The following is an 8,019-nucleotide window of genomic DNA, read 5'->3' as shown; positions in this document are numbered from 1 at the left end:
AGGTCGGTGAATACGATGCCGGGGTGATGTTCGCGAACCAGCCGAAGGCCGGTTTCGCCGTTTTCAGCGGTCAGCACCGAATAGCCGTAGGCATTCAGAAACAGACGGAACATGGTCAAGGTGGCGGTTTCATCGTCGATGACCAGAACCGTTTTCGCGGCATTCATCGTAAAGGTCATTCCTTGAGGGGGCGTTAGGATAAAATAGGGCGTGTTGTTTCTACCTGACGATACTATGATACCTGAAACAGGAACATTTGCAACGATTTCCTTGCGGAGAGAGCGGCCACCGATCGAGGAAATTGTTGCGTCATCGCTCGATGATCCTGCCGGTTCACGGCATTTGCACAGGGACTGCCATCTATTGTATATGAGGGTTGTGAACCGCCATAGCGAGGGCATTCCCCGCGGTTTGCGGTGGGGAGGGTTCACCGTATTAAGGATACCCTAATAAACTGCTGCTCCCGACGCTCGACCCTCGCGCCGGAGAGCAGCGACATAATCGGTCTTCGGTCTTCCTAAATGATTTATCTACTGCCAGGGATGGGTGCCAATTCAAAAATGTATCAAGGCGCCTGGTTGGATTTTAATCACGCAACCTATATTGACTGGCCTCCGTATAAAGGAGAAGCATCGCTATCTGAATTGGCAAATAGGGTGGCAACGCACTATAAAATTCAAGGCAACGATATCCTGATTGGATCATCTATGGGTGGAATGGTCGCACTTGAGATTTCAAAACTGCTTAGTTTAGACAGCGTTTTTTTGGTAGGTAGTGCAATTGATGTTTCTGAGATGAATTTATTTTTGACTCTCCTGACGCCATTTGTTGACTTCGCCCCCATAGAATTCCTACAAAAAATTGCCGGTAGGCATGACAGCTTGTTTCAGCAAATGTTCGCATCCTCCGATGCTGTATTTATGAGGACCATGTGCAAAGCCATTTCCACATGGGATGGCTATCCAGGAAACCTCACACGAATCACCCGAATCCACGGTGAAAAAGACAAGGTCATTAAATGTCCGCGGGATTGCCACGTTATCAAACGCGCTGGGCACCTTGTTCCGATCACCCATGCCAGGGAATGTGTGGATCTCATTAACCGGTTTATTCATTAACCAATATCGTCATGGGATAACCGGATCATTGTGAGATGACGGTTATCCCATGAACCCGGTATAGAGGAAGGCCCCGTAGGCGATGGTCAGCAGGGCGCCCATGATGCGGGGAAGCCGGCCGATGACCGAGACGAAGAAGAGATGCAGCAACCCCGCCCCGAGAATGACCATGATCCCCATATTCATCTGGTCCGGCACCTGGATAACTGAAAACAGGGCAAACAGGCCGATGCACATGGGGATGCAGATATGGCCGTCGCCCACCTGCGAACTGTAGACGATGTCAGCTCGGCCGGCCCAGGCATAGTATGCGGCCAGCACCGCATTGGGCAGCACCATGAGGCAGCCGCTGAGAATGCCCAGCTGGTCGTAAAGGATGAACCCCGGGCCGAGGGCCATGACCCAGGCCACCAGACGGTCGATGCCGTGGAGAATGCCTGCGCCTAACGCCACCACCAGCAGGGCATCCACCATGATGGTCCACGACAGGGAGCGGCGCTGATGGATGTTATACTTGAGCACATCGAATACGTGCAGCACCTGCCAGAACAGAAAAATTCCCACCAGAACCAGACCGTCGCTGAAATCCAACGTGCCGTCACGCCCTAAAGCCCACAGGGCGCCGGTGAAGAAGAAGAGGGCCACGAGGGTCAGAATCAGCGAGAGGGTGTTCAGGCGTTGAAGCTTGGAAACGGGCTTGTGAACGGTCTGGGCTGACCGCGAAGGGATGATGTTGAGGGTCCATATCAGTGCCGGAAGGCCGATGAGCAGGGTGAGGTTGGTGACGTTGTTGACGATACAGTTTTCGACGATGACCGATCCGCTGCCCCCCTGTCGGCCAAGGGAAAATGCGAACATCAGGTTGGGAAACCCGGATGCATAGGGCATCACCAGTGTGCCCAGCACGGTGCCTTCGAGTCCTTTGCGCTCCAGCACGTTGAGACGGTATACCATGAGCATGGAGCAGACGAGAAACAGGGCCAGGGAAAACCACGGATCCAGGGCCTCCGCAAAGCGATACCACCCGCTCAGCTGCTGGAGGCCTGCCCCGCAATAGGCTGCTGCCTGGTCTGCGTAGGCGAAAAGGGGTGCGAAGTATCCGGTGTTACTCATCGGGGTGACCGGCAACCAGTTCCTTCCAGCGCTGATCCAGCTCTTTGAGCTGTCCAACGAGACTTTCCAAATCGTCCACGTCGGTTCGGGGAATGTCCAGCTTTTCAGCGTAGGTGTATAGTTTTTGTTTTTCGGGAAGGCTAAAGTTGCCGTCCATGGAGGCGATCATGATGGCGTCTTTGAGCACGCGAAGGGCGGTCAGGCGGGATACTCTGTGGGTGCCGATTTCAAAATCCTTATCCGTGTCCTTTAGAATCTGCTCGTAGCTGACACCCAGTTGGATGGCCTGCTTGCGGATAAATCGATACTCCGGCAGGCTATTGTGCTTATCGGCCCTGGCAATGGCGATCAGCATTTTCACGTAGGTTTCGCGGTCAAACACGGTGGTTCGTTTATCCTGGTTGGCGCCTGGCATCCTTTTCCCCCTCTTGTCGTCGCTGGATGAATAAAGTTTCACGGTAAAAATGCAACAACCGTTCCATATTGTTGCATTTTATCATGGTTGTCGTATTCGGAAGCGGCCGGCGGCCCGGCAATCCGGGTTGCCCCGTCTTTATTGCCCTGGGCTGTTTCATTTTATACACCGTGTATGTGGGCGCATACACGGCGCCTATATCATAAAATTGACCACGGCTCACCTGAGAATTGCACCATGGGCAATCGGTATGCGATCGTTGAAACGGTTGCCAATTGATCCGAACTATGATTTGGAACCGGTCTTTAAAACGGTTGAAGAAGACATACAGCAGGCCCGATGCCGGAATCCGCCAAATCCGTGACGGTCAGCGTCTGATTCTTCGGCGCCAGGCCCCCGACATCGGCCGATATGACCTTTTCACCGACCCGTTTACCCACGGTACGTGGGGGAGAGGGCCGGACTGAGGGGACAATAAAGAAGAGGGACTCCATGAAAATCGAACAAACGACCGTAGTGGATTACGACGAGGTGGATACGGAATTTCGGATGAAGCTGCCGGTCTTGTTTCAGCGTCTCCAGCGTGCCGCGGTCCAACATTCGGAACAAGTAGGGCTGGGATCGGCGGATATGGTCGCGGCCGGTGCGGTGTGGATTTTAAACCGCATGCGGGTGGACATTTACCGCATGCCCGTCTACCGGGACGCAATCACCCTCCGGACGTGGCACAAAGGATCGGCCGGATTTCGGGCCGGCCGGGATTTCTTGATGGTCTGCGGTGACGAGACGGTGGCGGCAGCCACCAGCCTGTGGCTCTATTACGACCTGAAGCGCAAACGCATCGCCAAGATCCCGAAGCGTGTATCCGAACCATACACGGCCGAGGCGGATCATGTCCTGGCGCCCGACGCTATCGACTTTGCGGTAGACAAGACGTTCGTGCCGGTGCAGACGATGAGCATCACCACCCGGGAAGGGGACTACGATCCCAACGGGCACGTGAACAACACGGTTTACCTGGAGTACTTGAACACGCTGGTCAAACGCTGCGGGATCGGTAACACCAGGGTGCGCCGGGTGGGGATTCAGTACCTGAAGGAGATCGGCCGGGATGTCCACACCCTCCAAGCTGGCGTGGCGGCAGCGGGACACACCGTCAGGTTCCGGTTTTTTGACTCAACGGCTGTCTATGCCGCCGGCTTTGTCACTGTCGGCGAACCAGGCTGAACAAATTGGCGCTGAGATAGCTGCGAAACAAATTTAGCCTTCCACGCCTTCATCTTCTCCGCCGGCCATGCCACACAAAATGCCGGCCGGCCTCTCATGACCATGTGCATGCACGCATCGCCGCAATCCGGATTGCAGTGGAGAATTTGGGCCTCTCGGCCGTCGCGGACCTTTTGCGGCCAATCCGGGTCGACCCACAGCACGCGCGCCAGGCCGATCAGGTCGGTCTTGCCGTCGGCAATAGCCTGGTCGGCAAATGCGCCGGTGGCCAGGCGGCCGGCAGCGATGACCGGCACGTCGACTGCCGAACGGACAGCGACGGCCAGGTCGAGCATGTAGCCTTCCTGCTTGGACTTTTCTACAATATCCGGCAGGGAAAAGGACTCATACGTGCCGCCCATGACCGAAATATAGGCAATCCCGGCTCGGGTGAGACGGTGGGCGAATTGACATGATTCTTCCACATGCAACCCATCCGGCAGCCACTCGTCGGCCAGGAACCGGTATCCCACCGGAAGGCCGTCCACTGCCGCCTTGACCCGCGCAAGGACTTCAAGAGCAAACCGCTGCCTGTTTTCCCGGCTGCCCCCGTATTCATCGGTTCGCCGGTTGGTTCGCGGTGAGAGAAACTGGGCCAGCAGATAGCCGGTGCCGCCGTGCAGTTCCAGCATGTCGAACCCGGCGGCGTTGGCCCTGGCCGCTGCGGTGGCGTATTTGTCGACGATCCGATCGATTTCATTCTTTTCCAAAGCCTCGGGCATGCGTCCGAAAGTGTTGACCGCCGACGGTGCGACCGGCCGGTCGGCTGCGTGGGCAAAGCGGCCGGCATGATTGATTTGCAGGCAGGCCCGCGCACCTTCCTGCTTGATGGTTGCGGCCAGTTGCTTCAACCCGTCCAGGTTATCGTCGGTATCGGCCCGCAGGGTCCGGTTGGAACCACTGCCGGTTGGATGGTCCACTGTCGCATTTTCGACCACGACCATGGCCACGCCGCTTTGGGCCATGAGCCGGTAGTGTTTCAGCAGCAACTCGCTGACTGTGCCGCCCTGGCCGGCATAGCCCAGATAGAGCGGCGCCATGGTCAGGCGATTCTTCAAGGTCAGGCCTTCGATGGTTATTTCGGAAAAAAGATGAGGATACATACCGTGCCCTCCTTGGATATCATGGTCATTAGTAATGAACCCGACTGGCAATTTGTGAAAAGCTCAACAGTGGAAGAGGTCCATCGCATTGCCGAATCAGGCTGATCGGGCTATTCCCCTTGGTATTCGAGCAATTCCATATAACCCTCCGGATTTTCTTTCACGCCGGTATGGTATTCTTCGATTGCTTTTTGATAGAGGCCAGGCTCCATGTCCGGAAATGTCCTACTGCTGTCCAGCTCGGTATAGGTACAGCCGCCGATCGCTTTTTGTGCATCGGCAGCGGTCATTGGAAAAAAGCCGGAGGTTCTTGCCCGCCACACACCCATGGTAACTCCCTGGCGCAGGAAGTAATGTTTCCCGGCTTGAAAATCGAGATGGGCAACGCCCGTGTTTTCCGTTGCCGCAACGACGTAATGCATTCCAGGCGGCACGTGGGTGATAAAGTATGACTTGCCCATCGTTTCACCGATGAATTGGCCATCCAGATAATTCCAGAAAACAATACCCCCTCCAATGAACGTATCGCGGACAATCACCAATAAGGCGGAATCCGGTTTTGCGGCGAGTTCAGGCGGTTGTTCCGGTTTGAGCATCTGGGTGGTTGCACATCCGGTAAGCAGGGCGATACAGACTGTCATCAGCAGCACGCGTTTCATGGAACCTCCTCATTTTTGGCTCGGTCTTCCGATCAGCCATTAACAGCTATTCCAGTTTGCCAAATTCGTTTTCACATCAGGCTTTTGAGCAGCGGCCCCGCCACCTTCGGGCTGTCGGCCAGCCTATTTACTTCACCTTGATTGGGACGGCCGTCCCCGTTACGACAATTCCTCCTGCGGCAGGAATCTCGACGGTGAGCCGACTCGGTCGACCCATCGCTTCTCCCTGGCGGATGAGAATGGTCGTGGGGACTGTAACGAGTCGGGCATCCCGCAGATACCCCCCGAGTGCGGCCGCCGCCGCGCCCGTGGCAGGGTCTTCGACGACGCCGCCGACCGGGAACGGATTGCGTGAGTGGAAAACGTCCGGGCTTTCCCGCCAAATGAGCTGCAGGGTCGTGAGATCCTCGCCAAGCATCAGTGACTTGAGTCGATCAAAGTCATAGTTCAATGTGGCCAGGCGCTGTGCGTCCGCAACGGCCAGTACTAGGTGCCACGCGCCGGCGTAGGCTTTGGCAGGGGGGATGGCGCAGTCCAGGTCGGACGGCTTCCATCCGAGCGCCAATAGCGCCTCGCCGACCAGTGCATCGGATGCGCCCGTATGCCTTGGCGCCACGGAAGTGAGCGACGCTTCACGGATCACACCCCGCATGCGCACGGCGACCGGCACCTCTCCAACGGCGGTTGCCAATCGATACGTGCCGTCTCCCTCTGTCTCTCCCAGCACCACGCCTGCGGCAATGGTGGCATGACCGCAGAACGAGACTTCCGCCTCAGGACTGAAGTAACGCACGGTGCGGTCCTTTCCGATGGCCGGAGCGATAAAGGCGGTTTCCGAGAAACCGACGTCGGCAGCAATCTGCTGCATTACCTCGGGCTGAGGAAGCGTATCTCCGATCCAGACGCCGGCGGGATTGCCCCCCTCAGGATGGTTGGAAAAGGCCGATAAACGATAAAGAGTGCCTGCCGTCATAATGCCGTCCCTCGTGGTTATCCATTATTGACAATCATTGTTTGAACCGCAATAGCCGCCGATCCCCTGCGAAGAGACATGTTTGGGGGTGCGCGGCGTTGCACTCTGATTTATTCGAACTTAGCTTTTCGCTCCGCCAATAACTCGCGCAGTACGGACCGGTGACAGCGGTGCTCGTTTTCGCAGTAACACCCAACGGATAGGTTTGCATGGTATGACAGTGCGGCAAGCAGATCGAGAACTCTGCTTTTTTCTGAAGTGGCCATTTCTGCCCGATATTTCCTGACAAATGTAGCCCACTCTTTCTCGGATTCGGCAGCTTTCCCGATCTTCATGAGTTCAGGGGATGGTGCAACGTTTGGGAGACACACGTCATACCAGTTTTGCGATGCGTATTCATTTTTGGGTACGCCCCGCGGTGGACGTCTTACCGTCCCGATGCGCAGTCCTTCTCCCCGAGACCGCTTGGTGCCCAGACGCACGATCCGGATGGCCATGCGATTCCTCCTTTATTCATAATAAATGGGTAACCTTGCCCTACGCAAGACTCCCCTCAGGTCCTATAAAAAATGGCCCGATTAGGTCGCCCAAAAGGCCGCAACGGATCTCGGCGTAAAGCGAAGCGCCTTGATGTCAGGCCGCTAACCGTCATAGGAGAGCAGAACTATTTCCGCCGCCTTCTTTCGCAAAGGGATGAGCGCTTGATAAGCGGGTGACGCATACCAGTCATCGATCGCTTTCGTGCTGGGAAATCTGATGACGACCGTGTCGGTATGCAAATGTTCACCAGACAGGATGGAGGCCAATTTCCCCCTGAGAACCAGTTCCGCACCCCATGGTTCCAAGGTCGCCGGGACCTGATTGCGGTATTCGTTCCATTTTTTAGCGTCTTTTACCGTAATGTGGCCAATCACGTATGCGTTGCTCATTTTTGCTTCCCTCCCACATCAATCGATTCCCTGCATGTCAAACTGCCAAAGGCATGCTTTTCCGACTCTATGAGAAAGCCAACCGCCAATTGATTAACGTATAGGCCCTTCCAGCATGTCGCCTGCAGGGACAATGGTCATGAACAGACGAAGGGTTGATGGTACCCTTTATTTACCAATGCAACAGGAGAAACGAAACCTATTTAAGATACTCACCCAAAAAACGGTTGTAATTTTCAGCATTCAACGCCGCTTGTTGAGGCGTATGGAGGGCATTTCGCTTGCATGTGTTTACATTGTAGGTAATATCTTTGGTGCCCCCTACCTTGTGGCTGAGTTCGTGGTACATGGTTTCAGCTAGATCGCCAATCTTCCCGCCGTGTGTTCTGGGAACCAGAAGTATACGCATCCCGCTGCCGACATGGATCATCTTCGAAAACTTA

11 protein-coding genes are annotated in these 8,019 nt (G+C 55.5%); 2 read left to right on the top strand and 9 right to left on the bottom strand.

Going from position 1 to position 8,019, the window contains the following annotated elements:
• Window positions 1-167 (bottom strand): response regulator (locus tag QNK41_RS22970; protein WP_413815119.1); only part of this gene is annotated, 167 nt, incomplete at its 3' end.
• A 354-nt stretch (window positions 168-521) separates the two neighbouring features.
• Here QNK41_RS22970 and QNK41_RS04765 point away from each other — a divergent pair.
• Entirely contained in the window at window positions 522-1,118 is a 597-nt protein-coding gene (locus tag QNK41_RS04765; protein WP_319254295.1) for an alpha/beta hydrolase, read from the top strand.
• Window positions 1,119-1,160: 42 nt separating this feature from the next.
• On the opposite strand, the gene QNK41_RS04760 is transcribed toward QNK41_RS04765, so the two are convergent.
• Window positions 1,161-2,231, bottom strand: coding sequence for a hypothetical protein (locus tag QNK41_RS04760; RefSeq protein ID WP_319254293.1), 1,071 nt, complete (start codon window positions 2,229-2,231; stop codon window positions 1,161-1,163).
• Window positions 2,224-2,646 (bottom strand): hypothetical protein, encoded by a 423-nt coding sequence (locus tag QNK41_RS04755; RefSeq protein WP_319254291.1) that lies wholly within the window; start codon window positions 2,644-2,646, stop codon window positions 2,224-2,226. Before QNK41_RS04755 ends, QNK41_RS04760 begins: the two co-directional genes overlap by 8 nt.
• A 492-nt stretch (window positions 2,647-3,138) precedes the next feature.
• On the opposite strand from QNK41_RS04755, the gene QNK41_RS04750 reads away from it, so the two are divergent.
• Complete coding sequence (locus QNK41_RS04750; RefSeq protein WP_319254289.1) at window positions 3,139-3,873, top strand: acyl-[acyl-carrier-protein] thioesterase; 735 nt, start codon at window positions 3,139-3,141, stop codon at window positions 3,871-3,873.
• Here the strand turns inward: QNK41_RS04750 and QNK41_RS04745 are convergent.
• The 6 genes from QNK41_RS04745 to QNK41_RS04720 all read right to left on the bottom strand — a co-directional run.
• Window positions 3,834-5,015: an NADH:flavin oxidoreductase gene (locus QNK41_RS04745; protein ID WP_319254287.1), complete on the bottom strand. Its 1,182-nt coding sequence runs from the start codon at window positions 5,013-5,015 to the stop codon at window positions 3,834-3,836. The two genes, QNK41_RS04750 and QNK41_RS04745, sit on opposite strands and share 40 nt — an antisense overlap.
• 110 nt (window positions 5,016-5,125) lie before the next feature.
• The gene (locus tag QNK41_RS04740) at window positions 5,126-5,674 is read right to left on the bottom strand and encodes a DUF2846 domain-containing protein (protein WP_319254285.1); all 549 of its coding nucleotides are present in this window, start codon (window positions 5,672-5,674) and stop codon (window positions 5,126-5,128) included.
• Window positions 5,675-5,801: 127 nt separating this feature from the next.
• The gene (locus QNK41_RS04735; protein WP_319254282.1) at window positions 5,802-6,647 is read right to left on the bottom strand and encodes a PhzF family phenazine biosynthesis isomerase; all 846 of its coding nucleotides are present in this window, start codon (window positions 6,645-6,647) and stop codon (window positions 5,802-5,804) included.
• 110 nt (window positions 6,648-6,757) lie between these two features.
• Window positions 6,758-7,144 (bottom strand): DUF488 domain-containing protein, encoded by a 387-nt coding sequence (locus QNK41_RS04730; RefSeq protein WP_319254279.1) that lies wholly within the window; start codon window positions 7,142-7,144, stop codon window positions 6,758-6,760.
• 144 nt (window positions 7,145-7,288) lie between these two features.
• On the bottom strand, window positions 7,289-7,576 hold the full coding sequence (locus tag QNK41_RS04725) for a DUF1330 domain-containing protein (RefSeq protein WP_319254277.1): 288 nt from the start codon (window positions 7,574-7,576) through the stop codon (window positions 7,289-7,291).
• Window positions 7,577-7,775: 199 nt separating this feature from the next.
• Window positions 7,776-8,019 (bottom strand): M35 family metallo-endopeptidase (locus QNK41_RS04720; RefSeq protein ID WP_319254275.1); only part of this gene is annotated, 244 nt, incomplete at its 5' end.

The organism is Desulfosarcina sp., assembly GCF_033791525.1.
In the GTDB taxonomy this organism is placed as follows: Bacteria; Desulfobacterota; Desulfobacteria; order Desulfobacterales; family Desulfosarcinaceae; genus Desulfosarcina.
Note: the sequence above shows the minus strand (reverse complement) of the source record. Positions and strands in the feature narration are given on the sequence as shown.